Genomic DNA, 25,516 nt, shown 5'->3' with positions numbered 1-25,516 from the left:
TTCCTCCTATTCAACGATTATTTCTGGTTGACGTTTGTATTCATTTACGATCGTTTCCGCTACTTGTTTAGGAGAACGAAGACGAGAGCGATCTTGAATATGGTTGCAATCGTCCCAAAAAGGTGTGTTCATCCCACCCATATATACAGCGGTGACGGCAACGTTCGTTCCCGCAAGCTCCTTTACAAGACTTTCGCTAAATCCGCGCACAGCAAATTTACTTGCGACATATACACTTTCGTTTACTTTGCCGCGCAAACCAGCCGTCGAAATAATGTTCATAATACTTGCTTCCTGCAACGTCTTAAAATACGGAAGAAACGCTTTTGTCATATATATTGTGCCTTTGACGTTAATGTCGATCATTTCGTGAATATGTTGCTCCGTCATTTGCTCAAGCGGTCCGAAATGACCGACACCCGCATTGTTAATGAGCATTGTTACGTTATGCTTCTGACAAAGCGTTTCAGCCGCTTTATGCACTTGTTCATTATTTGTAATATCAAGAGAAAAAGCGACTGCTTTTCCTCTAAAAGATTCGATTTGTTTTTGGACAGATTGTAGTGGCTCCTTTCTTCTCCCGACTAAAATGATTTCGTACCCTCGTTGTGCATATAAAAGGGCAAGTTCTTTTCCGAGACCCGTTCCAGCCCCTGTGATGATGATACTTTCCATTACTTTCATCCTTTCGTATATCATATATTCACAACAATATGGAAAACGTATACATAAGCAGTTGTCAAGAAGTAGTCAAATGTCATTGTGAATATATGCACAAACATATGGTATAATGTCTTATGTCATTATATTACAAAAAAGAAAGGGGAACAATATGAGCTTTTTACAAGTGATTACAGCTTCTACACCGGTATTGGCTGTCTTTCTTTTTCTCGTTTTACTGCGTTTACCGGCGGCAAAAGCGATGCCGATTAGTTTTCTTATTACTGTTATTTTATCATTATTTGTTTGGAAAATGCCCGGCATTCAAGTGGCAGCTGCAACGATTGAAGGTGTTATTGTAGCTATTTCAATTTTATGGATTATTTTCGGTGCGATTTTGTTGTTAAATACGTTGACGAAAAGTGGAGCGATGGATACGATTCGAAGCGGATTTTTAGGCATTACGCGCGACCGGCGTGTGCAAGTTATCATTATCGCATGGTTGTTTGGTGCGTTTATTGAAGGGGCAGCAGGATTTGGAACGCCTGCAGCCATCGGGGCTCCACTTCTTGTTGCTTTAGGGTTTCCGCCACTTGCTGCGGTTGTCGTTGCCCTTGTCGCAGATAGTAGCCCTGTTTCGTTCGGTGCAGTCGGAACACCGATTATTGTCGGGGTAGACCAAGGGCTTCGCGAAGGAAATTCTGTTGCCCAACAAGTGCAACAAGTGATCGGCACAGCCGATTTATCTACGTTTCTTCAAACGCTCGCAAAACAAGCAGTGTCATTTGACATTGTAATCGGTACGTTCATTCCGCTTATTTTAGTGCTTATTTTAACGCGCTTTTTTGGAGAAAATCGTTCGTGGAAAGAAGGATTTGAAATTTGGAAGTTTGCTTTATTTGCGGGGCTTAGCTTTACACTTCCAGCATTTCTCGTTGCTTCTTTTCTCGGACCAGAGTTCCCGTCCATGATCGGTGGGTTAATTGGTTTAGCGATCGTTGTCCCGGCAGCGAAAAAAGGATTTTTATTGCCAAAAGAGCCATGGGATTTTAAGAAAACAGATGGAATACAACATGTCGCGAACGTACAAAAAAATGAAATGCCACTTTTACTTGCATGGATGCCGTATGTTCTTGTGGCGCTTATTTTAGTGTTGACACGTTTGCAAAACTTGCCGCTAAAAGCATGGTTACGTTCTGTGAAAATACAGTTCAACAACATTTTAGGAACAAACATTAGCACATCGATTGAACCGTTATATTTGCCGGGAACGATTTTCCTTGTCGTCATCTTTATTACGATTTTTATGCATAAAATGAAGCGAGAAGATGTCGTGGCGACGATGAAAGAATCGGCATATACGCTGATCGGTAGCGCCATTGCACTCGGAACAGCTGTGCCGATGGTTCGCATTTTTATTAACTCTGGTGTAAACGATGCAGGGCTTGCTAGTATGCCAATTGAGTTAGCGTCGATGGTCGCCGGGGGAGTAGGGGCTGCTTGGCCGTTAGTTGCTCCTTTGATTGGGGCCCTTGGTTCGTTTATTTCCGGTAGTGCGACGTTTAGTAATATGATGTTTTCTTTATTCCAATTTAGCATTGCTGATCAAATTCAAGTGCCTCATCATATCGTCATCGCTGGCCAAATGTTAGGGGCGAATGCAGGTAACATGGTTTGTGTATTAAACGTTGTTGCAGCGGCTTCCGTTGTTGGTCTAGCTGGGAAAGAAGGAACGATCATTCGTATGACGCTCATCCCGATGCTTTATTACGTATTGATGACTGGAATATTTAGCCTTCTCTTGATCTATGTATTTTAGCTTCACTTTATGATACGATGAAAATGAAGTTGTCATAAAGTGGAGTGGGGAGAATGGACCAAAAACGGTATAGTGAAATGAGCGAATGGGAATTAAAACAAGAGATTGCCACATTAACTGAAAAAGCACGAAAAGCAGAACAAATGGGAATGGTAAACGAATACGCTGTGTATGAGCGGAAAATTGCCATGGCTAAAGCATACTTATTAAATCCCGATGACTTTCTACCGGGAGAATTTTACGAAATTGAAGGAGATCCGCAGTCGTTATTTAAACTTCAATATATAAATGGCGTATTCGCATGGGGGTATCGTTTGAATGATCCGAACACCGAAGTGGCGTTGCCCATTTCATTGCTAAAGAAAAGAGGTTGACACGTCCGCCAACCTCTTTTTTCATTAAATTTTCCTTTTACTTACTTCGGAATGTAAAATCATTAAACTTTGTGATTGTTGTGTTTCGCCATTTACTTGGGCATGAGCGTGTTTCGGGTTTGCCCATGGTTGTGGGAACGGATCGGAATAGCGGTTATCATAAAATTTTTTACGCCAATGTTTACCCATTTTATTCCTCCTCGATGTCGCCCCGTTTATCGGACGCGTGCATTCGTTCTTGAGGGTGCGTATTAATCGTGCCGTTCGCACGTTTTGATGCGTACTCTGCTTTTGCGCGTGGCTCGCCTTCTAATTTTTCATTGTTTTGATTTGGAAAGCCTCGTTCTTTATTGCTCAATGTTAGTCCCCCCAGCCGTTCATTTCGTGCTTTTTGAGCACACGTATAGTATTCGTTAATAAACGTCTATTTATGAACGAGCAAGGTTGCTTTAGCTTGGAATAAGTTCTAATTTTTTACGCAATTTCTTTTCGCTAAAAATCCATCCTGTATATGAGCTAACAATATTTAGGTCGAGATCGAGTTGGACGACTGCCACAAACGGATAATAATTTTTGCTTCGGTAACGCAAGTCGATGAAACGCACTTCATAATGATCGTTATATTCATGAATTTCCCAACGATATACAGGGGAAAACGATAAAAATGCAGCTAAATTTTCATCTTGTTTTGCTTTTTCAATGATTGGGATGTCTGGAATCGGACATTTTTCGAATATGTCAAGTACATCAATTGTCCCGTTTTGTGCGCGCGCAACGTAAAAATGGTTTGATGTCGTCACAGCTAAATGCCATTCGTTCCATTTTATTGTCGGAACGGTAATGACTTGTTCAACATCCGGAAACATTTGTTTCAACTTGCGTTTTATTGCTTGTTGTTGGCGAAAACGAATGATATAGTAACCAATGAGCACGACATATACAGCTAGAAACGTGTACCCCGCATGATGTCCGTTTAGCCATAAGACAATACCAGCTAAGTGGACGATAAAAATAAACGGATCGAACGTGTTAATGATACCGAGCGCAACCCATTTTTTTGAAAACGGACGTAACGCTTGTGTGCCATATGAATTAAAAATATCGACAAACACGTGTACACTGACGGCGATAAATGTCCAAAGGGCTACATGAAAAAAAGACGTGTCATATATATAAAAGAGAGTGACGCTAATGAGCAACGTCCAAATGAACAAAGCGGGGATCGAATGCGTCATGCCACGATGATTGCGAATATATTTCGCGTTATTTTTTAATTTAAAAACGGTGTCAATATCAGGTGCTTGTGACCCAACGAGCGTGCCGATCAGCACGGCATGCGCAAGCGTCGGATCGTTAGCGATCGCTGGATCGAACGTAGCTAATCCACCTAATGCAAACCCCATTAAAACGTGTGTACCTGTATCCAAATAAAAGGCCTCCTTTTTCTGATTGGACTTACTTTTAGTTTACCACCTTGGAGGAATGAACGTGAAAGAAAATGTACAACAAATATTGGCTCATTTTCATATTAAGCAGTTTCAACATGATTTAATTCATTGGTTTCAAACAGAGCAACGCGATTTACCGTGGCGAAAAGATAAAGACCCTTACAAAATATGGGTATCTGAAGTGATGCTTCAACAAACGCGAGTCGATACAGTCATCCCTTACTTTTATCATTTTATCGAAAAGTTCCCGACTTTAGACTCCTTAGCTGAAGCAGAGGAAGAAGAAGTGTTGAAGGCGTGGGAAGGGCTCGGCTATTACTCGCGTATTCGTCATTTGCATGAAGCGGTAAAAGAAGTGAAAGAAAAGTACGGAGGGTGTGTACCTGCGTCCAAAGAACAGTTTTCTTCATTAAAAGGGGTTGGGCCTTATACAACAGGGGCGGTGTTAAGCATCGCTTATGGCATTCCGGAACCAGCGGTAGATGGAAATGTCATGCGAGTATTGTCGCGCATTTTTTATATAACAGACGATATTGCGAAAGGAAGTACAAGAAAAAAGTTTGAAAACATTGTTTCCCATATTATTTCACACGACAATCCGTCTGATTTTAATCAAGCGTTAATGGAACTTGGTGCACTCGTTTGCACGCCGAAAAACCCGAGTTGCTTTCTATGTCCTGTTCAGCGTCATTGCCGTGCGTTTGCAGAAGGGGTAGAAACAGAGCTACCTGTAAAAACAAAAGGGAAAGCCCCGAAACGTGTTTCTTTTCGTGCCATTGTGCTTATGAATGAAAAGGGAAATATACTCATTCAAAAACGCCCGCCTCGTGGATTATTGGCGAATTTATGGCAATTCCCAAATGATGAACATGCTCCAACACGAAACGATGAATCCTTTGTAAAAGAAATAAGTGAACGATATCATGTCGTCATTCGTTCGATGGAGCGAATCGGTTCATTTGAGCACGTCTTTTCCCATGTTGTATGGCATATTGAAGCATATAAAGGGAACGCGCTTGAATTACAAATGGGAGATGAAACGAATAAATGGGTGACGATCGATGAACTTAAGCAATATGCGTTCCCGGTTATATATCAAAAAATATGGCAAGCGTACGAGTAAAGGCAACTGCCTTTACTCGTAAAATACGCGCGTTCCGTTCGTATATGTCGCTTCGTTTCGCTGTAAACCGCCTCTTGCTTCAATTTCTTCCACAATTTCACGATGCATTGTTTGTCCCTCCGCGTTTAAATACGGAGTGACTTGTTGAAGAGCATGATGAAAAAACGCTAACTCGCTATCTTTCCACTGCTGTTTAGGAATCATTTGCAAGGCTGTTAAATCGCGTCCAATATACATCGTTCTCACCTCTTTATGTAGTGTAGAAAGTGAAACAAAAAATTATTCATACGGATATTTTTTAAACGGATAGTACAAAGTAATGAGCGTGGAGGTGAGAATGATGAAGCCAAACAAAACAGTTGCAGGAACAAACATTCAACATGTGAAACAGCAAAATGCTGGTCAGTACGGAACAGAGTTTTCAACTGAAACAGATGTTCAACATGTGAAACAACAAAACGCAAAAGCAGAAGCGAAGAAAAATCAATAACAGGCAAAGGGCATCGGTTTTCGTCCGATGCTCTTTTTCTTCATTGCTTATTAACGGTATAATAGAGGAAAAAGCGTCGAATGAAAGTAGGGAATGTGTATGGAGTATCCACAAACAGGGGCGATCATTCAAATTCATAGTTATAAACATGACGGGCATATCCATCGTGCATGGAAAGAAACTGTTGTGCTAAAAGGAAGCGAAGAAGAAGTGATTGGCGGCAACGATCGTACACTTGTGACAGAGGCGGATGGGAGAACGTGGGTGACGCGTGAGCCGGCCATTTGTTTTTTTTATGCAAAACATTGGTTTAACATTATTGCGATGATTCGCGCTGAAGGAGTATATTACTATTGCAACATTAGCTCGCCTTACGTTTGGGATGGGGAAGCGTTAAAATACATCGATTATGACTTAGATATTAAAGTATTTCCGAACGGTCAATACGACATATTAGATCACGATGAATATGAGCGTCATCGCGAACAAATGAACTACCCTGAAATTATTGATAAAGTTTTAAAAAATAATGTTCAAAAATTAATTCAATGGATTAAAGAGAAAAAGGGGCCATTTGCCCCTGAAGTAGTTGAACATTGGTATAAAAAGTTTATTATGTGTAGAAAGTGAAAATGATACATACATGAACAAAAAAACAACGGTTACTTACTAATGGCCGTTGTTTTTTATTTTTTATAAACAATGATTAAATTTTTTGAATTTTTTTATTGTATTTTTTTAATATTCGTGTAATAATTTGAAACGTAACATAAAAGTTATTTTAAAAATATAAATTTTCTGTATATAGAAGGAGTGGCTTCCGTGGGAGATGAAGCGATTTTACGAGTAAAAAGCTTAAAAACATGCTTTTTCACAGACGAAGGAGAAGTTCCTGCGGTTGATGGCGTAGACTTTTACATAAATAAAGGCGAAATTTTAGGTGTTGTCGGTGAATCGGGCTGTGGAAAAAGTGTTACATCGCTCTCTATTATGGGATTGTTGCCAAAAGGAATCGGAAAAATTACAGATGGCGAAATATGGTTTAAACATGAAAATATTGTGCTAGCATCGGAAAAACGGATGAAAGAAATACGTGGGAATGAAATGGCGATGATTTTCCAAGAGCCGATGACGTCGTTAAATCCGCTTTTTACGATCGGTAACCAAATGATTGAAGCGATTCGTATTCATGAAAAAATAAGCAAACTAGAAGCGCGAAAGCGAGCCATTGATATGCTTAAACTTGTCGGTTTGCCTCGTGCTGAGGAGATCATTGATGAATATCCGCATCAGCTATCAGGAGGCATGCGGCAGCGCGTGATGATTGCGATGGCGATGGTATGCAATCCATCTTTATTAATTGCAGACGAGCCAACGACTGCTTTAGACGTGACGATTCAGGCACAAATTTTACATTTGATGAAACAGTTAAACGAACAATTCGGCACAGCGATTATGATGATCACACACGATTTAGGAGTCGTCGCTGAAATGTGTCATCGCGTCGTTGTTATGTATGCGGGAAAAATCATTGAAGAAGGGGATGTTCAAACGATTTTTCGAAATCCAAAACATCCATATACGATTGGACTTATTCGTTCTGTTCCAGATATTCGGGAAAGAAAAGCACGTTTATATTCTATTCCAGGAAGCGTACCGAAGCCGGGCTCGATTAAACAAGGTTGTCGTTTTGCGGCAAGATGCGAGCAAGCATTTGAGCGGTGCTTTTCCCAAAATCCTGATTTATACGAAGTAGAACAAGGCCATCGCGCGCGTTGTTTTTTGTATACAAAGGAGGAAAACGTCATCCATGAACGAACCGTTACTACAAGTTAAAGGGTTAAAAAAATATTTTCCCATTACGGCAGGTTTATTTAATAAACAAATTGGTCAAGTGAAAGCGGTCGATGATTTATCGTTCGTTGTTTACAGAGGAGAAACGCTAGGTATTGTCGGGGAGAGCGGCTGCGGAAAATCGACGACGGGGCGTATGCTTATGCGGCTTATTGAGCCAACGGAAGGATCTATTTTATTTGAAAAGGAAGAAGTGACAAAACTATCGCCCCAACAATTAAGAAAAGTGCGTCGCGATATGCAAATGATTTTTCAAGACCCGTTTGCATCGCTTAATCCGCGCCATACAGTAGAAAAAATTTTAGAAGAACCGCTGATCGTCCATGGAATTGGGTCAAAGGAAGAGCGACGAAAAAAGGTGCGGGAGATGTTGGAAGTTGTTGGATTAAGTAGCTATCATGCGAAACGTTATCCGCATCAATTTAGCGGAGGACAACGACAACGTATCGGTATCGCTCGCGCATTGATGACGAAACCGAAGCTCATTATCGCGGATGAGCCCGTTTCAGCACTAGATGTGTCTATTCAGGCACAAGTGCTCAACTTACTAGAAGATTTACAAAAAGAGTTTGGTTTGACATATATTTTTATCGCTCACGACCTTGGTGTCGTGCGTCATATTAGCGATCGTGTTGGCGTCATGTATTTAGGACGAATGGTTGAACTCGCTAGCAGCGAAGAGCTATATCGCCATCCGAAACATCCATACACAAAAGCGTTGCTTGAAGCTGTTCCGATTCCAGATCCGGAATATAAAAAAGAAAAGCAACTGCTTACCGGGGATTTACCGAGTCCATCAAATCCACCAACAGGTTGCGCTTTTCATACACGATGTCAAGCATGTATGGATATTTGTAAAACGACAAAACCAGAATGGAAAGAAGTTGGAAATGGGCATTACGTCGCCTGCCATCTTTATACATAAAGATGGCTAGGTGATGAAATATATATTATTCACTAAGGGGGAAAAGAAATGAAGAAAAAATGGTTATTAACCATGCTTACGTTTCTTCTTGTAGCAGCGACTGCGCTTGCAGGTTGCGGCAAGTCGGAACAAACAGGTGGAGGCAAAACGGAAGAAGCCGAAAAGCCAACGACGCTCGTCTATGGACGCGGCGGTGACTCTGTTGGGTTAGATCCAGCAACAGTGACAGATGGTGAATCGTTTAAAGTAACAAAAAACATTTTTGACACACTTCTAGACTATAACGATGGTGATACAACGATTCAACCAGCATTAGCGGAAGAATGGACAATTTCTGACGACGGCTTAACGTACACGTTCAAGCTTCGTGAAGGTGTAAAATTCCATGACGGAACAGATTTTAACGCAGAAGCTGTTGTATTTAACTTTGAACGTTGGGCAAACGGGAATGCAGATACGTTCCCTTATTATGGCTCAATGTTTGGTGGATACAAAAATGATGAAGGGCATGTCATTAAAGAAGTAAAAGCGTTAGATGAACATACGGTGCAGTTCGTTTTAAAACGTCCGCAAGCGCCATTCTTAAAAAATCTTGCGATGGTACCGTTTGCGATCGCTAGCCCTGAAGCAATTAAAAAATATGGCGACAAATTCGGTGAAAATCCTGTTGGAACAGGTCCATTTGTCTTTAAAGAGTGGAAGCGCAATGAGCGCATCGTGCTTGAGAAAAACAAGGAATATTGGTTAGAAGGTCATCCGAAACTTGATAAGTTAATTTTCGTATCGATTCCAGACAACTCTGCACGCCTCAATGCGTTGTTAAAAGGCGAGATTGATATTATGGAAGATTTGAATCCTTCTGATTTAGCTCAAGTAGAAGGAAATAAAGATTTCCAAGTGTTTAAACGTCCTTCGATGAACGTCGGTTATGTCGGATTAACTGTTACACGCGGTCCATTAGGCAATAAACTCGTTCGTCAAGCGTTGAATCATGCGGTAGATAAACAAGCGATTATTGATGCGTTTTATGCAGGTCAAGCACAACCGGCGAAAAACCCATTACCGCCAAGCATTCCTGGCTACAACGACGCGATTCAAGACTATCCGTATGATTTAGAAAAAGCAAAACAATTACTTGCGGAAGCTGGTTATCCAAACGGCTTTGAAATGGAATTATGGGCGATGCCTGTTCCACGTCCATACATGCCAGACGGACAAAAAGTAGCCGAAGCGTTACAAGCAAGCTTTGCGAAAATTGGCGTAAAAGCAAAAATCGTTACGTATGAATGGGCGACATACTTAGATAAAGTGGCAAAAGGAGAAGCAGACGCCTTCTTGCTCGGTTGGACGGGCGATAACGGTGATGCAGACAACTTCTTATATGCGTTGCTTGATAAAGATAGCATTGGCAGCAACAACTACACGTACTATGCAAACGATGAGTTACACAACATTTTAATCGAAGCACAAACAGTTAGCGATGAAAACAAACGAAACGAATTGTACAAGAAAGCACAAGAAATTATTAAAGAAGACGCACCATGGATTCCGCTCGTACACTCAACACCGTTATTAGCAGGTAAGGCAAACATTGATGGATTTAATCCGCATCCGACAGGAACGGATAAATTTACAAAAGTACAGTTTAAATAACATTTGTGTTGAGGGAGGGGAGGGAATCCTCTCCCTTTCCATCATGTCAGAAAGGAGTGAAACGTATGTTTTCATATACGGTCAAACGCATTTTAACGGTCATTCCTGTTTTGCTTGGCATGTCGCTCGTCGTGTTTTTTATGATTCGTGCCATTCCGGGAAATCCTGCGCAAGTCATTTTAGGACAAAAGGCGACGAAAGAAGCGGTAGAGGCGTTAACGCATAAACTCGGATTAGACCAACCGTGGTACATTCAATACATGAAATATCTTGGCGGATTATTAAAAGGGGATTTAGGGGAATCCATTCGCACGGGGGTTGCGGTTTCACAAGAAATTTGGCCATATTTAGCGGCGACATTAGAACTATCGCTTGCAGCGATGTTCATTGCTGTGGTGATTGGTGTCAATGCAGGTATTATTAGCGCATGGTTTCAAAACTCTTGGTTTGATTATGTTGCGATGGTTTTAGCGCTGATTGGGGTTTCGATGCCTATTTTTTGGCTCGGGTTGATGGAACAATGGATTTTTGCGATTAACTTAGATTGGTTCCCGACATCTGGACGAGAAGATGTACGAAATCCAATTGAACCGATCACCCATTTATATGTCATTGATACGTTGATTCAAGGAAATACAGATCAGTTTTTTCAAACATTGCAACACTTAGTGCTTCCAAGTGTCGCTTTAGCGACAATTCCAATGGCTATTATTGCTCGTATGACTCGTTCAAGCATGCTTGAAGTGATGAAGTCGGATTATATTCGTACGGCACGTGCGAAAGGATTAAGCATGTTTTGGGTTGTGTACAAGCATTCGTTAAAAAATGCGATCATTCCTGTATTGACGGTCATCGGTTTACAAATGGGGTTGTTACTTGGCGGGGCGATTTTAACGGAAACGATTTTTAGTTGGCCGGGAATTGGTCGGTACATTTATGAAGCGATTGGCTATCGTGATTATCCTGTCATTCAATCAGGCATTTTAATTGTTGCGATGATTTTTATTTTTATTAATTTAATTGTTGACCTTCTATATGCTGCAATTGATCCGCGAATTAAATATAACTAAAAGGAGGGGAGCGCATTGGCTGAGCTGGCACGAAACGAGGGAAATGTTGTACAGCAAGAAGAAAAAGCAACATCGTTATGGAAAGAAGGATGGATTCGCTTTCGAAAAAATAAAATGGCGCTCATCGGAAGTGGCATTGTGCTATTTTTCATTTTGCTTGCCATTTTCGCACCATTTATCGCTCCGTACGATATGAATGACCAACAACTATCCATGCGTTTGCAAGCACCATCGAAAGATCATATATTTGGAACAGATGATTTTGGACGAGACATTTTTTCTCGTGTTGTTTATGGGGCACGCATTTCGTTATGGGTCGGATTTTTTTCTGTGTTAGGTTCGGTTGTAATCGGCTCTTTACTTGGAATTATCGCAGGATACTATGGACGATGGGTTGATGCGGTGATTTCGCGCGTATTTGACATTATGCTCGCATTTCCGAGCATTTTATTAGCGATTGGAATTGTGGCGGTTTTAGGACCGTCATTGAAAAATGCGCTCATTGCGATCGCGGTCATTAACATTCCGAACTTCGGGCGTCTCATTCGTTCGCGTGTATTAAGCATTAAACAGGAAGAGTATATTACAGCGGCGAAAGCAATTGGCATGAGTGATGCGCGCATTTTATTCCACCACATTTTGCCGAATAGTATGGCGCCTATTATTGTTCAAGGCACGCTTGCGATTGCAACGGCTATTATTGAAGCGGCAGCCCTCGGATTTCTTGGGTTAGGAGCACAGCCACCAAACCCGGAATGGGGGAAAATGCTAGCGGATTCAAAAGCATATTTAACGCAAGCACCATGGACGATGATTTTTCCGGGATTGGCAATCATGTTAACAGTATTAGGATTTAACTTAATGGGGGATGGATTGCGCGATGCGCTTGATCCGCGTATGAAAAGCTAAAAGATGTCCCGTTTGTATGTCGGGACATCTTTTATTCTTGCTCTGGGGTAGGGACGACGTGCTCTTCTTTATGGTAATGATGGAAGCTTTCGATCAGCGTGTCTAAATGTTCAAGCTGATGGCTATACTCAATAATTGCTCCGATAAGTGGAAATAGTTGATAATTTTCTTGCTTAATGCTTTGCTCAGCATAATGGTTTAAAAACGAGTGGATTAATCCTTTTTTTCCAGAGCATGCTTCTGTAACGAATTGTGATTGTGGATCAGACTTTACCTTCCCAATGAACTTTAGCAATATTTGATCGTGATAATTTAACAAACAGTCGAGTTCGTTTTTTATGGCGTCTTGAAGTTCAGCAGATGTATGTGCTAGCTCGTTTTCTAAACGATGCAACAATTTTAATGTTTCTAGCGCTCGATTTGTTGCGACAATCATTTGGCGATATAACACAAGTTTACGCGATTTGCTATATTTATGCTTGCGAAAATATGTCCGTTCTTCTTTGTAAAGCAAATAAAGTTGGTCTAGTTTCATCATGTTTTCTTTAAATTTTTCGATGTCTTCTTTTAATAAATGATGTTCAGACGCGTGTCGTACATTCATGCGAATCCATTTTAAAATATGTTCGGTATATTCCACAATTTTAGTATACAGCTTCTTTTCGTATTTTGGCGGTAGAAACACTAAATTAACGATAAATGCTGCGAACACGCCTAGCATAATGGTTGAAAAGCGAATAAGCGCAAATTCAATAAAGTGTTCTTCGGTATATTCCATAATTGCAATAACTGTCACAAGCGCAACAGAAATAGAAGATTCTAAACGAAGACGAAGAAATAACGCAATGACTAAAATGGCGGTTAGCCCAATAATAAATGGGTCGTGCCCGAAAACAAGCGTAAAAACGATCGCGAAAACTGCACCAATGACATTTGCTTGCACTTGTTCAATTAAAGATAAGTATGAACGGTAAATCGTTGGCTGCATGGCAAATACTGCTGAAATACCAGCAAACACAGGAGAAGGCAACTGCAACAGTTTCGCTAAAACTAATGCAAACGTAATCGCAATCCCGGTTTTAAAGACGCGGGCTCCAAGTCTCATCGTCGCTCAAATTCCTTTCTTTTTCATCATCTTGTTAGAACAACAAACAAATATACATGTTTTTCATCAGTATATCAAGATAAAAGGAAAAAAATTAAAAGAACTGCCCCATTTTTTTGAGGCAGTTCTTTTTGACGTTTATTCTGTCGATACGGATGGATCGGCTTGTTCTTTTTTCGGAATGACTTGGAAAAAGTGTTGCTCTGGTTGTTCCAACAACGGTTGAAGTGTTGCTGCTTCTTCATGCTGTTCATGTTCGATAAGTAAATCAATATATGTGCGAAGTAGTTCTTTGACGTCCGCTTTTCCTTTTTCGTTTAGCGGCTGAATCGCGACGTTTGCGCCTTTGGCGATTCGGCGTTCGAGGGCGGCTTTCGTTAAGCCCATTTCTGGTTGGTGACGTAAATAAACGACACCGCCTGTCATTCCTGCACAAATCCATGGACCTGGGTCGCCGAGAACGAGCCCGCGTCCGTTTGTCATATATTCAAAGGCAAATCCTTTAATGTTAGCGTGAACACCGATATTGCCGTGTTCAACTTCAGGAATTGGTTTTGTCACTTGACCACCGATAATCATATCCGCTCCTGATAAGCGAATGCCTGCGCGTGCGTCAGCGTTTCCTTGTACGATTAGCAATCCTTTTTGTGCTCCGTAGCCAAATCCTTTTCCGACTGATCCGTTGTAAAACTTTCCGTCTTTTCCTTTCGCTTTAAAGACGAAAATACCTCCGCCAAACGTTGTCTTTCCAGTTCCGTCTTGCGCTCCACCGTCAACATGAATATGAATGCCAGCGACGTTATATGCACCGAGTCCATTGCCAGGTACAGATCCATCTTTATAACGAAGGGATATGTTTGGCAGCTTTTTATACGATCCGTCCAATCGACCACGCACACGATGGCATGCGACGCGGCTGCCGAGTACGCGTTGTTCAGCTGTGACAGTTGAAAATTCGCGTGAACGGTGTAAGTCTTCAACGTGATAATCTAAATATTCAGCTCCAGCTGCAACGGCCAGTTTTCCTTCTTCCGATGTCGCCGCGACTTCTTTTTGATACCATTGACCGATTTCTAACGGTTTTAATAACGTTGTTAAATTCATCCGATCACGTCCGCGCGTTTGTTCAAGCAAATCAGAGCGACCGACAAGCTGTTGTAAGTTCGTATAGCCGAGCGAGGCGGTGAGCGCTTTTAGTTCCTCTCCAAATGCTGTAAAGAAACGAACTAAGTTTTGTACCGCTTGCTCGAATTGTCTCGGAACGAAACGGCGTAAACCATGTTCTTTCGCTTGTGCTTCCGATTCAATTTGCGTGGCGATTCCGACATGGCATGTATCTAAATGACAACCGCGACATGTTGTACATCCGATCGCAATCATCGCTAATGTGCCGAAGCCAACGCGGTTGGCGCCGAGAAGCATCACTTTGATCACGTCCATCGCGCTTTTTATGCCGCCATCTGCCCAAATTTCAACTTGGTGGCGCAATCCGGCTTCTAAAAGCGCGTTGTGCGCCGCTTTCACGCCAATTTCTACAGGTAAGCCAACGTGTTGAATGGCATGAATGCGCGCAGCTCCTGTTCCACCGTCGAAGCCGCTTAGCGTAATAATGTCCGCACCAGCTTTTGCGATGCCGACAGCAATCGTTCCAATATTAGGGACGACTGGTACTTTGACAGCGACTTTTGCTTGGTCGTTTGCTGTTTTTAATTCAGCAATCATTTGCGCTAAGTCTTCAATCGAGTAAATGTCATGGTTGTTTGACGGTGAAATTAAATCAGAGCCGATCGTTGCGTTCCGTGCTTCAGCGATTTTAGCTGTCACTTTCGAACCTGGCAAATGACCACCTTCACCCGGTTTTGCTCCTTGCCCGATTTTAATTTCTAGTAAATTCGATGAGTTCAGCAGTTCAGCATTGACGCCAAATCGTCCAGAAGCGACTTGTTGCCCGCGCGTGCGCGGATATTTGCCGAGCATATCTTTAATTTCGCCACCCTCACCGTTTAAGCTAATCATGTTCAGACGGTTCGCCGCTTCGGCATAAGCGCGAAACGCAATTTCGTTTTGCGAACCAAATGACATCGAAGCGATCACAAAAGGTAAGCTATGTTCACCGACAGAAATGTCCACATGTTCTTTTTTAGCTGGCACATCGGCCTGTTTTAAATCTGTTAAATGACGAATAGCTGTTGGCGTTTCTGTTTCGATTTCCGTCAATTTTTCGCGATATTGATCGTATGAGCCTGTTTGTGCCACCTCACCAATCGCTTTCCAAATGCGTGGGAAGACGTGAAACGTTTTGCGCAACTTTGCTTGTTCTGTTTCAAAATCGTTTGCGCGTGCGATGGCGTCTTGTTTTAATGCTTCAAAATTTTGGGCAAGCGAATCAGAACCAAAAAAGTTAACAATATTTAATACAGCTGCGACTTCTTCATGCAAGCCGATCGATGAAAAGAGACGGCTGTATCCGCGTAATTCATGAATACCAATCGTTGAAATGACTTTTTCAAGCCCTTTATTTAACGCTTGGAACAAATGAATCGCTGGTCGAGTGGACGAATCAGCCACTGTCGCAAACATTAAATATGGGCTAATGACGTTTGCGCCAAGTCCGTATGCAACGATGAAATCATGCAACGAACGAATCGCTCCAGAACGAAGAAGAAGCGAACAGTTTCTTCGCAATTGCGCTTTTGTTAACGCTTGATCGATGGCCGATATAACAAGAAGTGGATCGATCCATAAATGACCATTTTGATGCGCTTTTGCATCGTCAATGACAAGCAACGTTTTTCCGTTTGCCGCAGCTGCACATGCTTCTTCGCTTAAACGGGCGAGCGCCATTGGAATCGTTTCATGTTCAAAAGACGTAGCTGATATAAAGTACGTCAATTGTTTTTCTTCAAATGTATGAACGAGTTGATCGTACGATGGTTGCTGTAACGTTTCTGCACATTCATTTCCGAGTTTTCCCTCAATTAAAATAGGTGAAAGAAGCTCAACGGTGTAAGGATGTTCCTCATTTGAGACGATACTTGGTCGTTTTCCAACGACAACGCGTGTAGAAAAATGTTCTGTTTCGCGGTCGCGGTCAATGGCAGGGTTTGTTACAACAGCCACACTTTCTTTTATAAAATCAGCAATATTTTTTCGCTCAGGATCGATCGCTGCAAGCGGAGCATCGTGTCCGAGCGAGCGAATAGGTTCTGCTCCTTTTTCTGCCATTTGTTCGAGCAATTGAATATGTTCGCGGTCCCAACCAAATGCAGCGTATTGTCCGTTATGCACTTTTGTTGGTTGAGCCATAAGTACGTATGTTTTTAACGTTGGCGTTTGGAGACGTTGGCGCATATTCTCGATATTTAAACGATTTCGAATACGATTGTATACTTCTTGTTGATAATCTGCGTATTCATACACACGAATTGTTCCATCCGCTTGCCATTTTAATCCGATTTTTTCTCCCGGTGCGAGCGGTTTTGGTTCCCCTGTATATTCGCACACAGGAATAATGCCTGGCTCAGATGCAAATACGTAACGGTGTTCTGTTTCAATTTTCCAAAGCGGACGCAACCCGAGCGCATCGACGCTAAATACTGCTTCATCTGCATGGCGAGAAATGATGCCTGCAGGTCCTTGGGCGAAATGTCCCCAAGCTTCGCGAATGTAAGTATATAAATCTTGTAAATGTGCTGGATAGTTTTTTATTTCGTTTACAATTGGCGGGAATAAAAAGTCCATTGCTTCAAATAACGTATAGCCATCACGATAAATAAGCGTTTCCATCGTTCGGCTCAAGTCTTGCGAATCGCTTCCGCCGTTTGTCAATGGAACACCGATCATTGTTGCCTCTTCACGTAGTTTGGCAATCGTGTTAATTTCACCGTTATGACCTAAGACGCTAAACGGTTGTACACGGAAAAAGTTTGATAGTGTATTTGTTGAATAGCGATTATGGCCAAGCGTCATCGTAGATGCGACAAGCGGGCTCGCTAAGTCGTGATAATATTTTGGTAAAATATCTCCAGCCCCCATCACTTTGTAAATGGCGTGATGGTTGCTAAGAGAAGCGACATGAATATGTTCATCTTTCTCGATTTCAACCGTTAATTCAAATAATGTTTTAGATAACGTTTCGTTTTTGTTTGGTAAAAGGGCTACTTGCCAAAATACAGGCTCCTCGCGTAAAGCGATTGGACCGAGCGCTGAAGAAGAGGTCACGCGATCGGATTCAAAAATGAGAGTGAGATGAAATTGAGCAAACAATTGACGCATACGTGCTTTTTTCTCTTCGACATTCGTTGTTCGCGTAATAAATATATGGCCAACAATAAAATCGTCGCGGTCGACGAGTTGAGGATCAAGATGGGCAGCAGCAAATTTTTCTTTCCAAAGCGCTTTCGGAATGTCAATATGAATACCGACGCCATCTCCTTCACCATTGATAAATCCGGCGCGATGATTCATTGTGACGAGGGCGTTAATACATGTTGTAATGTTTTCCTTTGTCGGAATGCGTCGTTTTTCAACCGCAGCGACAATTCCACACGCATCGTGTTCGTGTTCATAAAAATGTTGAAATGAAGTTGGATTCCACCGTTGTTTCATAGCATGCGGCTTGTAAGCGGCTTATTGCTCGCTTCTCGCCTTCGCCACCTCCCACACAAAACTTTTTTAAGAAATAAAATTTTCTGAATTTTATAGTCTATATTAGCATGTTTGCAAAAGAAAATCAATTATTTATTCATATTTTTGGATATAATATTCAGTTCATGTAACAAAACGTTCACGAATGATGTAAGCGTTTACATTGTTTTTGAACATAAAAAACGAGGTAGGAATGGATTTCCTCCCTCGTTACGATTGTATATTTATTCATTTTTTAAGGATTTAAATGCGCGTCCTACCGCTTCGATTGTATATTCAATATCTTCTTCTGTGTGGGCTAATGTAATAAACCATGCTTCATATTTCGAAGGGGCGAGATTAATGCCTTGATGAAGCATAAGTTTGAAAAATTTTGCGAACATCTCTCCATCTGTCCGTTCCGCTTGTTCATAGTTTTCTACTTTTTCTGTCGTGAAGTATACAGTGAGCGCTCCTTTTAGGCGGTTAATCGTAATAGGAATATCGTATGTTTTCGCATGTGTTAAAATGCCAGCCTCTAACATCGCACCGAGGTGATCGAGATGTTCGTACACGCCTTCTTGTTGTAATACTTCTAAACAAGCAATACCTGCTAAAATGGACGCAGGATTTCCCGCCATCGTTCCTGCTTGGTAAGCTGGGCCAAGCGGAGCTACTTGTTCCATAATGTCTTTTCTACCGCCGTATGCACCGATTGGTAAACCACCGCCGATAATTTTTCCGAGTGCCGTTAAGTCTGGCTCGATCCCAAGCAAGTTTTGAGCACCGCCATACATAAAACGGAAAGCGGTGATCACTTCATCATAAATGACAAGTGCGCCAGCTGCATGGGCGATGTCGTTTATCGCTTGTAAAAAGCCTGGTTTCGGTTCGACGATCCCGAAGTTACCGACAATTGGTTCAACGAGAACGGCAGCTACTTCGCTTCCCCAACGATCCATCGCTTGTTTAAAAGCATCTACGTCATTAAAAGGAACAGTAATGACTTCTTGAGCGATGCTTTTTGGTACGCCCGCTGAGTCAGGTGTTCCTAATGTAGATGGGCCAGAACCAGCTGCAACAAGAACGAGATCGGAATGTCCGTGATAGCAACCTGCAAATTTTACAATTTTATCGCGACCTGTGTAAGCGCGAGCGACACGAATTGTCGTCATGACAGCTTCTGTTCCTGAGTTGACGAAACGTACTTTCTCGAGAGAAGGAATCGCTTCTTTTAACATTTTCGCGAACGTAATTTCATACGGTGTTGGCGTCCCATATAAAACGCCGTTTTCAGCCGCCTGTTGAATAGCTTTTGTAATGTGTGGATGAGCATGTCCGGTAATAATAGGACCGTACGCTGCTAAATAATCAATATATTTATTGCCGTCTACATCCCAAAAGTATGCCCCTTGCGCTCTTTCCATCACGACGGGTGCACCGCCTCCAACAGCTTTATATGAACGGGAAGGGCTGTTGACACCGCCGACGATATGCTCAAGCGCTTCTTGGTGTAATTGTTCAGACTTCGTAAAATTCACGCGAAGCCTCCTCCTTTTATGTAAAAATTGTTTCACGGTGTTTATTTTATCACATTTATTTGAGCACACCATTTGTTGAGTTTAAACATTTTCGTTACACTATTAAATAGTGATTTCATGAGAGGTGAGGAACATGTATGCGATTGAAGTAGAAAAACTACGTAAGGAATTTAAGTCATACTCTAGCCGCTCCGGTTTAGCTGGGGCGTTTCGTGATTTGTTTACGAGAAACTATAAAATAATTCGAGCTGTGGACGATATTTCGTTTACTGTTAAACAAGGGGAAATGGTTGGCTACATTGGAGAAAATGGGGCAGGTAAATCGACGACAATAAAAATGTTAACAGGAATTTTAACGCCGACATCTGGACGAGTCGTTGTAAATGGAATGAATCCGCATAAAGAGCGGGAACGTTTCGTGCAGACGATCGGCGTTGTGTTTGGGCAACGATCACAATTATGGTGGGATATCGCCGTGCAAGAGTCGTTTCGATTGTTGAAAAAAGTATATCGTGTCTCTGATCAAGATTATAACGAGCATATGGATCACGTGATTGAAACGTTAGATATTGGTCCGTTGCTTGATAAGCCTGTGCGCAAGTTATCGCTCGGTCAGCGAATGCGCTGTGAATTAGCAGCTGCGCTCATTCATAATCCGCCACTTTTATTTTTAGATGAGCCGACGATCGGTTTAGATGTGCTTGTAAAGTTAAAAATTCGTCAATTTTTAAAAGAAATTAATGAAAAATACAACACGACGATTTTATTAACGACGCACGATATGACAGATATTGAAGCGCTTTGTGAACGCGTCATTATGCTTGACGAAGGAAAAATCATTTACGATGGATCATTGCAACGTTTAAAGCAAAATTGGGGAGAAGGAAAGCAAATTCATTTTCAATTTCGCGATATCGTCCCAAAAGAAGAGCTTATGCTACTTGTTGATGCGACGTGGGAACAAGGGGAAGATCGATATAGTTGGATTGCGCATGTTCGTGCAACGGATATGGCACATGTTATTGGAAAAGTCGTTTCTTCCTATGAATTAAAAGATATTCACATTCGTGAAGTATCGACGGAAGAAATTATTCGCAACATTTATGAAGAAGGGATTCATCATGGGTAAATACATTGAAATGATTCGTATGCGTTTTTTAATGATGTTAGCTTATCGCACGAATTATTATAGCGGTATTTTTATTTATAGTATTAATATTGGCGCGTATTATTTTTTATGGTCCGCCATTTATGGAGGGCAACCGTCTATTCAAGGAATGACAGTTGAACAAATGACGACATATGTCGCGATCGCTTGGATGGCAAGAGCGTTTTATTTTAATAACATTGATCGTGAAATTGCGATGGAAATTCGCGAAGGAAAAGTGGCGATTGAACTTATTCGTCCGTACAACTATTTAATTATGAAAACGATGCAAGGGCTTGGGGAAGGGATTTTCAGATTACTTTTCTTCTCACTTCCCGGAATGATTATCGTCACATTCGTTTTTTCGCTTCAATTTACAACGAATGTTCATACGTGGGGATATTTTGCTTTGTCGACAATGCTTAGTTTTATTATTAACTCTCAGCTCAATTTAATAGCTGGGATGGTCACGTTTTTTACGTTAAATGGGGAAGGATTGCTTCGCGCCAAACGATTTGTTATTGATTTATTTTCAGGGCTTATTTTGCCAATTAGTTTTTATCCCGAGTGGGCACAACATATCATGCACTATTTGCCGTTTCAAGCGATTAGTTACATTCCAAGTATGATTTTTACGGAAAGCTTTACAGGGGATGCTGTGATTAAAGGAATGATGTTTCAAGCGGTTTGGTGCGTCGTATTAATTGTGCCGATTTACGTATTATGGAAAGCAGCCAAACGAAAACTCATCATTCAAGGGGGGTGAACATATGTTTTATATATCGATTTTTTTTCAATATATGAGTCAATATGTAAAAACAAAGCTGCAATATCGTACCGATTTGCTCGTTGAGTTTTTGTCTGATTTAATGTTTCAAGGTGTGAATTTAATTTTTATCCTTGTTGTATTTGGACATACGCAATTATTAAACGGATGGACGCGCGATGAAATTATTTTCATCTACGGCTTCTTTTTAGTTCCTTTTTCTTTGTTTGCTGCGTTTTTTAATATTTGGGATTTTAACGAAAGATATATTGTGCGTGGGGAAATGGACCGTGTATTAACCCGTCCTGTGCATAGTTTGTTCCAAATTGTGCTTGAACGAATGGAGTTAGAGTCGCTCCTCGGAGGAATTACTGGTTTAATTGTTATGGGGTATGCCGTATCAAGATTACATTTATCGTTTCATTGGTATGATGTCATTTTATTTGTGTTGTTCGTTTTAGGAGGGACGTTCGTTTACGCGGGCATTTTTATTTCATTAGCAAGCATTAGTTTTTGGTCTGATGCGCGCAGTTCGATTATGCCGATGATGTATAATATAGGAAACTACGGAAGATACCCTGTCGATATTTACAATCGCGTTATTCGCTACGTTTTAACATGGGTTTTGCCGTTTGCGTTTGTTGGTGTATATCCGTCAGCGTATTTTTTGCGTAAAACGGAATGGTATACGTACTCGTTTTTGACGCCGGTGATGGGAATTGTTTGTTTTACATTGTCGGTGCTGTTATGGAATGCGGGTGTCAAACGTTATCGTGGTGCCGGGAATTAAATTAAACATCCTCTCGTATATATGAGGACAGGAGGGGATGTTGTGACGTATATATGGATTGGGATTATTGCATTTATCATATGTATGAGTTTTTTTTCCTTTTGGCAGACGAAGCGTTCTGTCATTTCGATAAAAAACTTTATTGCCATTTTATTTGTGTATTCAACGACGATGATTGGCTTTGCGCTTGTATATACGATTTTGCATATAAATGGACATGTTGTGATGATGGAAAATGGGAAGAATATAGAGGCTTCTAACTTTTTGCAATATGTCGAAACAAGTTTATATTTTAGTGCAGTCACTTTGCTTTCGGTCGGCTATGGGGATGTTGTGCCGATTGGAATCGGTCGGTGGATTGCGATGGTCGAAGCGTTGCTCGGCTATGCGCTACCTGCCGCTTTTGTTGTTCGAACAGTGATGGATGTAGAAAGAAGGTAGGAGGAGAAATATGAAAGCACCTGATTTTACATTGCCAGCAAGCAACGGAGAAAACGTGACGTTGTCGCAATTTCATGGGAAGTATGTCGTATTATATTTTTATCCAAAAGATATGACGCCAGGATGTACGACAGAGGCTTGCGAGTTTCGCGATCATCATGAAGTATTTGAGGAACTTGGAGCGGTTGTAATCGGTATTAGCCCTGATTCAATTGTTCGGCATAAAAAATTTATTGAAAAACATCGCTTGCCGTTTTTACTTCTTGCTGATGAAAAACAAGACGTAGCAAAGGCGTATGACGTATGGAAGTTAAAGAAAAATTTCGGGAAAGAGTATATGGGGATTGAGCGTTCGACGTTTTTAATCGATCCAAACGGTCAAATCGTGAAAGAGTGGAGAAAAGTAAAAGTAAATGGGCATGTCGAAGAAGTGTTGAACGCTTTAAAAGAGGCGGTTGGCTCAAACAAATAAAAGGATCGTTGCGTACGATATAGTAGAGCACACACCTCCTCAAATATGTATGCGGCGATTCCTTAAAGGGTCGCCTTTTTTCTTACCTAAAAATACAATTGACAAACAGTTTCATTTTTTTGTACACTATTTATAAAAATTATAAAGTAATAATTATAATTTTTATAAATGAAAGTGAGGTGCATGACGGTGACGCACGCACATCAATTAAAAGAAGCGCTTCACACGTTGAAAGAAACCGGCGTCCGTATTACACCGCAACGTCATGCGATACTCGAATATTTGATTCAGTCCATGTCCCATCCAACAGCGGATGAAATTTATAAAGCTTTGGAAGGAAAATTTCCAAATATGAGTGTCGCAACTGTGTATAACAATTTGCGTGTGTTTAAAGAAGTCGGTCTTGTCAAAGAACTAACGTACGGGGATGCGTCAAGTCGTTTTGATTTTGTTACGACACATCATTATCATGTGATTTGCGAAACGTGTGGAAAAATTGTCGATTTTCATTACCCAGGCTTAGATGAAGTCGAAGATTTAGCGGCGCATGTGACGGGATTTAAAGTTAGTCATCATCGGATGGAGATTTACGGAACGTGTCCAGACTGTCAAAAAGGACATCATTAAAAAAGCTGGTAGCGACGCGGCTATCAGCTTTTTTTGTTTCTTGTTTTTCGATTATATTTTTCATCAAATTCTTTTCCTTCAAGTGTTGGATCGAGTGTAAGTGGCTCGTTGCAGTACATACATACATCGACCCGTCCTAACATTTTTGTTACTTTATTGCATGAAGGACAGACAACTTGTACCGTTTTTGTTGACAACATTCCAATCCAAAAATAGACAACTGTACTTGCGATAATAAACAACAAACCTAAAATCATAAATAATGTCATAACAATAGGCGATGTGCGGAAAAATATACCCGCATACATCACGAAAAATCCGATAAAAATTAAACTTAACGCAAACGTACGAATTTTGTTGATCTTGCTCGAATATTTCACACCCACATATATCTCCTCCTAGGCATAACTATATCATAAGTTTTGAATAATAAGCAGGAGTTTTTTTAAAATTGTCGAATACGGTCAAACAATGTTGAAAAGTGGAGGAATCGGTTTATGGAAGATGTGTTGCGTCCGATTTACCAAGAGCGAGCAAGTCATCCACAAACGCTTGGAATTTTAATGATTGAAAAAGGGTCGGATTACTCTCCGGAGACGGATTTGTTTGATGTCGTTTTATTTGTTATCGTTCGGGAAGGGAGAGAACCGATTTTTATTAAACATTATGCGTTTGAGGAAAAAAGCGCGTCTTTGCACATTGTAGATGAACGTCAAGTGAAAGAATGGGTGTTGTTCGGTTCAAATCGAAAAGTGATGAATTGGTTGCTGAATGGGAAAGTTTTATTTGATCGGAATGAATATATCGAGCAGTGGCGGCAACGTCTATTGCAGTTTCCAGTAGACGAAAGAAAAGTAAAGATGGGAATAGAATTTGCTAAGTTAGTACGTCGCTATATAGAAGGACGAAGTTTTTTTGAAAAAGATCAATGGCTTGATGCGTACAATCACGTATTACATGCACTTCATCACTTAGCCCGTCTGTCTATTATCGAAAATGGTTTTTATCCCGAAGTAACCGTATGGAACCAGGTGAAACATATTGAACCACAAATTCATAAACTATATGCTGAGTTAGTTGGAAGTGAAGAACCGCTTGATAAACGATTGCAATTGCTATTTTTAGCAAGCGATTTTTTTATCCATTCGAAGTTGAAACAAGGGGCAAGTCACTTGATACACGTGCTTCAAAAAAAGAAAACGTCATGGTCTATGGCGGAGTTGCTCGATGAACAAGAGTTGGCGGTATACGGGGTTGATTTAGCTATTTTGCTTGAATTTCTAGTTGAAAAACATATACTTTCCGTTGAAAAAATTGCAACGAAAGGGCAAGGAGTGTTTCATAGACACTACATGGTTGAAAAAAAATAAAGAAAAGGTGTTGACGTTTAAAAATGTTCGTGATATATTTTTAATCGTCGCTGCTGAGATGTAGCGGCGGTTAAAAATAAAGGTTGTTGACATCAAGTTTATGATGTGATACTATAAGAAAGTCGCTTCAAAAGCGACGAGATGTTCCTTGAAAACTGAACGAAGCGAAAAGCGTACAGAAGCTAAGGATAACTTTTCTATGGAGAGTTTGATCCTGGCTCAGGACGAACGCTGGCGGCGTGCCTAATACATGCAAGTCGAGCGGACGATTCAAAAGCTTGCTTTTGAATCGTTAGCGGCGGACGG

The 25,516-nt window shown here is 41.1% G+C and carries 26 protein-coding genes and 1 rRNA gene; 18 read left to right on the top strand and 9 right to left on the bottom strand.

What is annotated here, in order from left to right; translation table 11 throughout:
* Positions 1–6: 6 nt before the first annotated feature.
* Positions 7–675 carry an SDR family NAD(P)-dependent oxidoreductase gene (locus tag ES017_RS11030; RefSeq protein WP_021095754.1) on the bottom strand — a complete coding sequence of 223 codons (669 nt, stop codon included), beginning with the start codon at positions 673–675 and terminating at the stop codon, positions 7–9.
* A gap of 157 nt (positions 676–832) precedes the next feature.
* Here ES017_RS11030 and ES017_RS11025 point away from each other — a divergent pair, with 157 nt between their 5' ends.
* Together ES017_RS11025 and ES017_RS11020 are read left to right on the top strand one after the other, a co-directional pair.
* A complete protein-coding gene (locus tag ES017_RS11025) occupies positions 833–2,479 on the top strand; it encodes an L-lactate permease (RefSeq protein WP_021095755.1) in 1,647 nt (548 codons plus the stop codon).
* Between the two features lie 53 nt (positions 2,480–2,532).
* Positions 2,533–2,853 carry a YfhH family protein gene (locus tag ES017_RS11020; protein WP_021095756.1) on the top strand — a complete coding sequence of 107 codons (321 nt, stop codon included), beginning with the start codon at positions 2,533–2,535 and terminating at the stop codon, positions 2,851–2,853.
* 24 nt (positions 2,854–2,877) lie between these two features.
* On the opposite strand, the gene ES017_RS11015 is transcribed toward ES017_RS11020, so the two are convergent.
* The 3 genes from ES017_RS11015 to ES017_RS11005 all read right to left on the bottom strand — a co-directional run bounded on the left by ES017_RS11015 (position 2,878) and on the right by ES017_RS11005 (position 4,280).
* Complete coding sequence (locus ES017_RS11015) at positions 2,878–3,042, bottom strand: YpzG family protein (protein WP_006322047.1); 165 nt, start codon at positions 3,040–3,042, stop codon at positions 2,878–2,880.
* 1 nt (position 3,043) lies between these two features.
* Positions 3,044–3,211 carry a small, acid-soluble spore protein K gene (locus ES017_RS11010; RefSeq protein WP_035063558.1) on the bottom strand — a complete coding sequence of 56 codons (168 nt, stop codon included), beginning with the start codon at positions 3,209–3,211 and terminating at the stop codon, positions 3,044–3,046.
* Between the two features lie 91 nt (positions 3,212–3,302).
* A complete protein-coding gene (locus tag ES017_RS11005; protein ID WP_021095757.1) occupies positions 3,303–4,280 on the bottom strand; it encodes a metal-dependent hydrolase in 978 nt (325 codons plus the stop codon).
* Between the two features lie 55 nt (positions 4,281–4,335).
* Between ES017_RS11005 and mutY the strand changes: the two genes are divergently transcribed.
* Positions 4,336–5,424 (top strand): A/G-specific adenine glycosylase, encoded by a 1,089-nt coding sequence (mutY, locus tag ES017_RS11000; protein ID WP_035063560.1) that lies wholly within the window; start codon positions 4,336–4,338, stop codon positions 5,422–5,424.
* Positions 5,425–5,436: 12 nt separating this feature from the next.
* Here the strand turns inward: mutY and ES017_RS10995 are convergent, their stop codons facing one another.
* Entirely contained in the window at positions 5,437–5,661 is a 225-nt protein-coding gene (locus ES017_RS10995) for a hypothetical protein (protein ID WP_021095759.1), read from the bottom strand.
* A 100-nt stretch (positions 5,662–5,761) separates the two neighbouring features.
* Between ES017_RS10995 and ES017_RS10990 the strand changes: the two genes are divergently transcribed.
* The 7 genes from ES017_RS10990 to nikC all read left to right on the top strand — a co-directional run bounded on the left by ES017_RS10990 (position 5,762) and on the right by nikC (position 12,325).
* Positions 5,762–5,914, top strand: a complete 153-nt coding sequence (locus ES017_RS10990) for a gamma-type small acid-soluble spore protein (protein ID WP_021095760.1) — start codon at positions 5,762–5,764, stop codon at positions 5,912–5,914.
* Positions 5,915–6,013: 99 nt separating this feature from the next.
* Complete coding sequence (ntdP, locus tag ES017_RS10985; RefSeq protein ID WP_021095761.1) at positions 6,014–6,544, top strand: nucleoside tri-diphosphate phosphatase; 531 nt, start codon at positions 6,014–6,016, stop codon at positions 6,542–6,544.
* A gap of 192 nt (positions 6,545–6,736) precedes the next feature.
* Positions 6,737–7,750 carry an ABC transporter ATP-binding protein gene (locus ES017_RS10980; RefSeq protein ID WP_171335069.1) on the top strand — a complete coding sequence of 338 codons (1,014 nt, stop codon included), beginning with the start codon at positions 6,737–6,739 and terminating at the stop codon, positions 7,748–7,750.
* Positions 7,725–8,693, top strand: a complete 969-nt coding sequence (locus ES017_RS10975; RefSeq protein ID WP_021095763.1) for an ABC transporter ATP-binding protein — start codon at positions 7,725–7,727, stop codon at positions 8,691–8,693. The genes ES017_RS10980 and ES017_RS10975 overlap by 26 nt, the downstream gene beginning before the upstream one ends.
* Positions 8,694–8,741: 48 nt before the next feature.
* The gene (locus ES017_RS10970) at positions 8,742–10,346 is read left to right on the top strand and encodes an ABC transporter substrate-binding protein (protein ID WP_021095995.1); all 1,605 of its coding nucleotides are present in this window, start codon (positions 8,742–8,744) and stop codon (positions 10,344–10,346) included.
* A 65-nt stretch (positions 10,347–10,411) separates the two neighbouring features.
* Positions 10,412–11,416, top strand: coding sequence for an ABC transporter permease (locus ES017_RS10965; RefSeq protein ID WP_009360861.1), 1,005 nt, complete (start codon positions 10,412–10,414; stop codon positions 11,414–11,416).
* A gap of 15 nt (positions 11,417–11,431) precedes the next feature.
* Positions 11,432–12,325: a nickel transporter permease gene (gene nikC, locus ES017_RS10960; protein ID WP_021095994.1), complete on the top strand. Its 894-nt coding sequence runs from the start codon at positions 11,432–11,434 to the stop codon at positions 12,323–12,325.
* A gap of 31 nt (positions 12,326–12,356) precedes the next feature.
* Here the strand turns inward: nikC and ES017_RS10955 are convergent, their stop codons facing one another.
* From ES017_RS10955 to ES017_RS10945, 3 genes are all read right to left on the bottom strand, one after another.
* Complete coding sequence (locus tag ES017_RS10955) at positions 12,357–13,430, bottom strand: FUSC family protein (protein ID WP_021095993.1); 1,074 nt, start codon at positions 13,428–13,430, stop codon at positions 12,357–12,359.
* 138 nt (positions 13,431–13,568) lie between these two features.
* A complete protein-coding gene (locus ES017_RS10950) occupies positions 13,569–18,038 on the bottom strand; it encodes a glutamate synthase-related protein (RefSeq protein ID WP_021095992.1) in 4,470 nt (1,489 codons plus the stop codon).
* 263 nt (positions 18,039–18,301) lie between these two features.
* Positions 18,302–19,597: a glutamate-1-semialdehyde 2,1-aminomutase gene (locus tag ES017_RS10945; protein WP_021095991.1), complete on the bottom strand. Its 1,296-nt coding sequence runs from the start codon at positions 19,595–19,597 to the stop codon at positions 18,302–18,304.
* A 133-nt stretch (positions 19,598–19,730) separates the two neighbouring features.
* Here ES017_RS10945 and ES017_RS10940 point away from each other — a divergent pair, with 133 nt between their 5' ends.
* From ES017_RS10940 to perR, 6 genes are all read left to right on the top strand, one after another.
* Positions 19,731–20,726, top strand: a complete 996-nt coding sequence (locus ES017_RS10940; RefSeq protein ID WP_021095990.1) for an ABC transporter ATP-binding protein — start codon at positions 19,731–19,733, stop codon at positions 20,724–20,726.
* Positions 20,719–21,510, top strand: a complete 792-nt coding sequence (locus tag ES017_RS10935) for an ABC transporter permease (protein ID WP_021095989.1) — start codon at positions 20,719–20,721, stop codon at positions 21,508–21,510. The genes ES017_RS10940 and ES017_RS10935 overlap by 8 nt, the downstream gene beginning before the upstream one ends.
* Before the next feature lie 4 nt (positions 21,511–21,514).
* Entirely contained in the window at positions 21,515–22,300 is a 786-nt protein-coding gene (locus ES017_RS10930; RefSeq protein WP_021095988.1) for an ABC transporter permease, read from the top strand.
* A 42-nt stretch (positions 22,301–22,342) separates the two neighbouring features.
* A complete protein-coding gene (locus ES017_RS10925; protein WP_021095987.1) occupies positions 22,343–22,741 on the top strand; it encodes a potassium channel family protein in 399 nt (132 codons plus the stop codon).
* A gap of 10 nt (positions 22,742–22,751) precedes the next feature.
* Complete coding sequence (gene bcp, locus ES017_RS10920; protein ID WP_021095986.1) at positions 22,752–23,213, top strand: thioredoxin-dependent thiol peroxidase; 462 nt, start codon at positions 22,752–22,754, stop codon at positions 23,211–23,213.
* Positions 23,214–23,396: 183 nt separating this feature from the next.
* Positions 23,397–23,840: a peroxide-responsive transcriptional repressor PerR gene (gene perR / locus ES017_RS10915; RefSeq protein ID WP_026011847.1), complete on the top strand. Its 444-nt coding sequence runs from the start codon at positions 23,397–23,399 to the stop codon at positions 23,838–23,840.
* Positions 23,841–23,863: 23 nt separating this feature from the next.
* Here the strand turns inward: perR and ES017_RS10910 are convergent, their stop codons facing one another.
* Positions 23,864–24,226, bottom strand: coding sequence for a YgzB family protein (locus ES017_RS10910; RefSeq protein WP_009360872.1), 363 nt, complete (start codon positions 24,224–24,226; stop codon positions 23,864–23,866).
* Between the two features lie 111 nt (positions 24,227–24,337).
* Here ES017_RS10910 and ES017_RS10905 point away from each other — a divergent pair, with 111 nt between their 5' ends.
* Both ES017_RS10905 and ES017_RS10900 read left to right on the top strand, forming a co-directional pair.
* Positions 24,338–25,210, top strand: coding sequence for a nucleotidyltransferase-like protein (locus tag ES017_RS10905; RefSeq protein WP_021095984.1), 873 nt, complete (start codon positions 24,338–24,340; stop codon positions 25,208–25,210).
* Positions 25,211–25,406: 196 nt separating this feature from the next.
* Positions 25,407–25,516, top strand: a 16S ribosomal RNA gene (locus tag ES017_RS10900); the annotation flags it as partial.

The organism is Anoxybacillus sp. EFIL, assembly GCF_013096955.1.
In the GTDB taxonomy this organism is placed as follows: Bacteria; Bacillota; Bacilli; order Bacillales; family Anoxybacillaceae; genus Anoxybacillus; species Anoxybacillus ayderensis.
The sequence above is the reverse complement of the archived record's forward strand: the minus strand, read 5'-3'. Positions and strand labels throughout refer to the sequence as shown.

What these genes read in the sequence shown, in the direction of transcription:
- ES017_RS11030 (WP_021095754.1), bottom strand. Translation starts at nt 675, where the DNA reads ATGGAAAGTATCATCATCACAGGGGCTGGAACGGGTCTCGGAAAAGAA.
- ES017_RS11025 (WP_021095755.1), top strand. Translation starts at nt 833, where the DNA reads ATGAGCTTTTTACAAGTGATTACAGCTTCTACACCGGTATTGGCTGTC.
- ES017_RS11020 (WP_021095756.1), top strand. Translation starts at nt 2,533, where the DNA reads ATGGACCAAAAACGGTATAGTGAAATGAGCGAATGGGAATTAAAACAA.
- ES017_RS11015 (WP_006322047.1), bottom strand. Translation starts at nt 3,042, where the DNA reads ATGGGTAAACATTGGCGTAAAAAATTTTATGATAACCGCTATTCCGAT.
- mutY (WP_035063560.1), top strand. Translation starts at nt 4,336, where the DNA reads ATGAACGTGAAAGAAAATGTACAACAAATATTGGCTCATTTTCATATT.
- ES017_RS10995 (WP_021095759.1), bottom strand. Translation starts at nt 5,661, where the DNA reads ATGTATATTGGACGCGATTTAACAGCCTTGCAAATGATTCCTAAACAG.
- ES017_RS10990 (WP_021095760.1), top strand. Translation starts at nt 5,762, where the DNA reads ATGATGAAGCCAAACAAAACAGTTGCAGGAACAAACATTCAACATGTG.
- ntdP (WP_021095761.1), top strand. Translation starts at nt 6,014, where the DNA reads ATGGAGTATCCACAAACAGGGGCGATCATTCAAATTCATAGTTATAAA.
- ES017_RS10975 (WP_021095763.1), top strand. Translation starts at nt 7,725, where the DNA reads ATGAACGAACCGTTACTACAAGTTAAAGGGTTAAAAAAATATTTTCCC.
- ES017_RS10970 (WP_021095995.1), top strand. Translation starts at nt 8,742, where the DNA reads ATGAAGAAAAAATGGTTATTAACCATGCTTACGTTTCTTCTTGTAGCA.
- ES017_RS10965 (WP_009360861.1), top strand. Translation starts at nt 10,412, where the DNA reads ATGTTTTCATATACGGTCAAACGCATTTTAACGGTCATTCCTGTTTTG.
- ES017_RS10955 (WP_021095993.1), bottom strand. Translation starts at nt 13,430, where the DNA reads ATGAGACTTGGAGCCCGCGTCTTTAAAACCGGGATTGCGATTACGTTT.
- ES017_RS10950 (WP_021095992.1), bottom strand. Translation starts at nt 18,038, where the DNA reads ATGAAACAACGGTGGAATCCAACTTCATTTCAACATTTTTATGAACAC.
- ES017_RS10940 (WP_021095990.1), top strand. Translation starts at nt 19,731, where the DNA reads ATGTATGCGATTGAAGTAGAAAAACTACGTAAGGAATTTAAGTCATAC.
- ES017_RS10935 (WP_021095989.1), top strand. Translation starts at nt 20,719, where the DNA reads ATGGGTAAATACATTGAAATGATTCGTATGCGTTTTTTAATGATGTTA.
- ES017_RS10930 (WP_021095988.1), top strand. Translation starts at nt 21,515, where the DNA reads ATGTTTTATATATCGATTTTTTTTCAATATATGAGTCAATATGTAAAA.
- bcp (WP_021095986.1), top strand. Translation starts at nt 22,752, where the DNA reads ATGAAAGCACCTGATTTTACATTGCCAGCAAGCAACGGAGAAAACGTG.
- perR (WP_026011847.1), top strand. Translation starts at nt 23,397, where the DNA reads ATGACGGTGACGCACGCACATCAATTAAAAGAAGCGCTTCACACGTTG.
- ES017_RS10905 (WP_021095984.1), top strand. Translation starts at nt 24,338, where the DNA reads ATGGAAGATGTGTTGCGTCCGATTTACCAAGAGCGAGCAAGTCATCCA.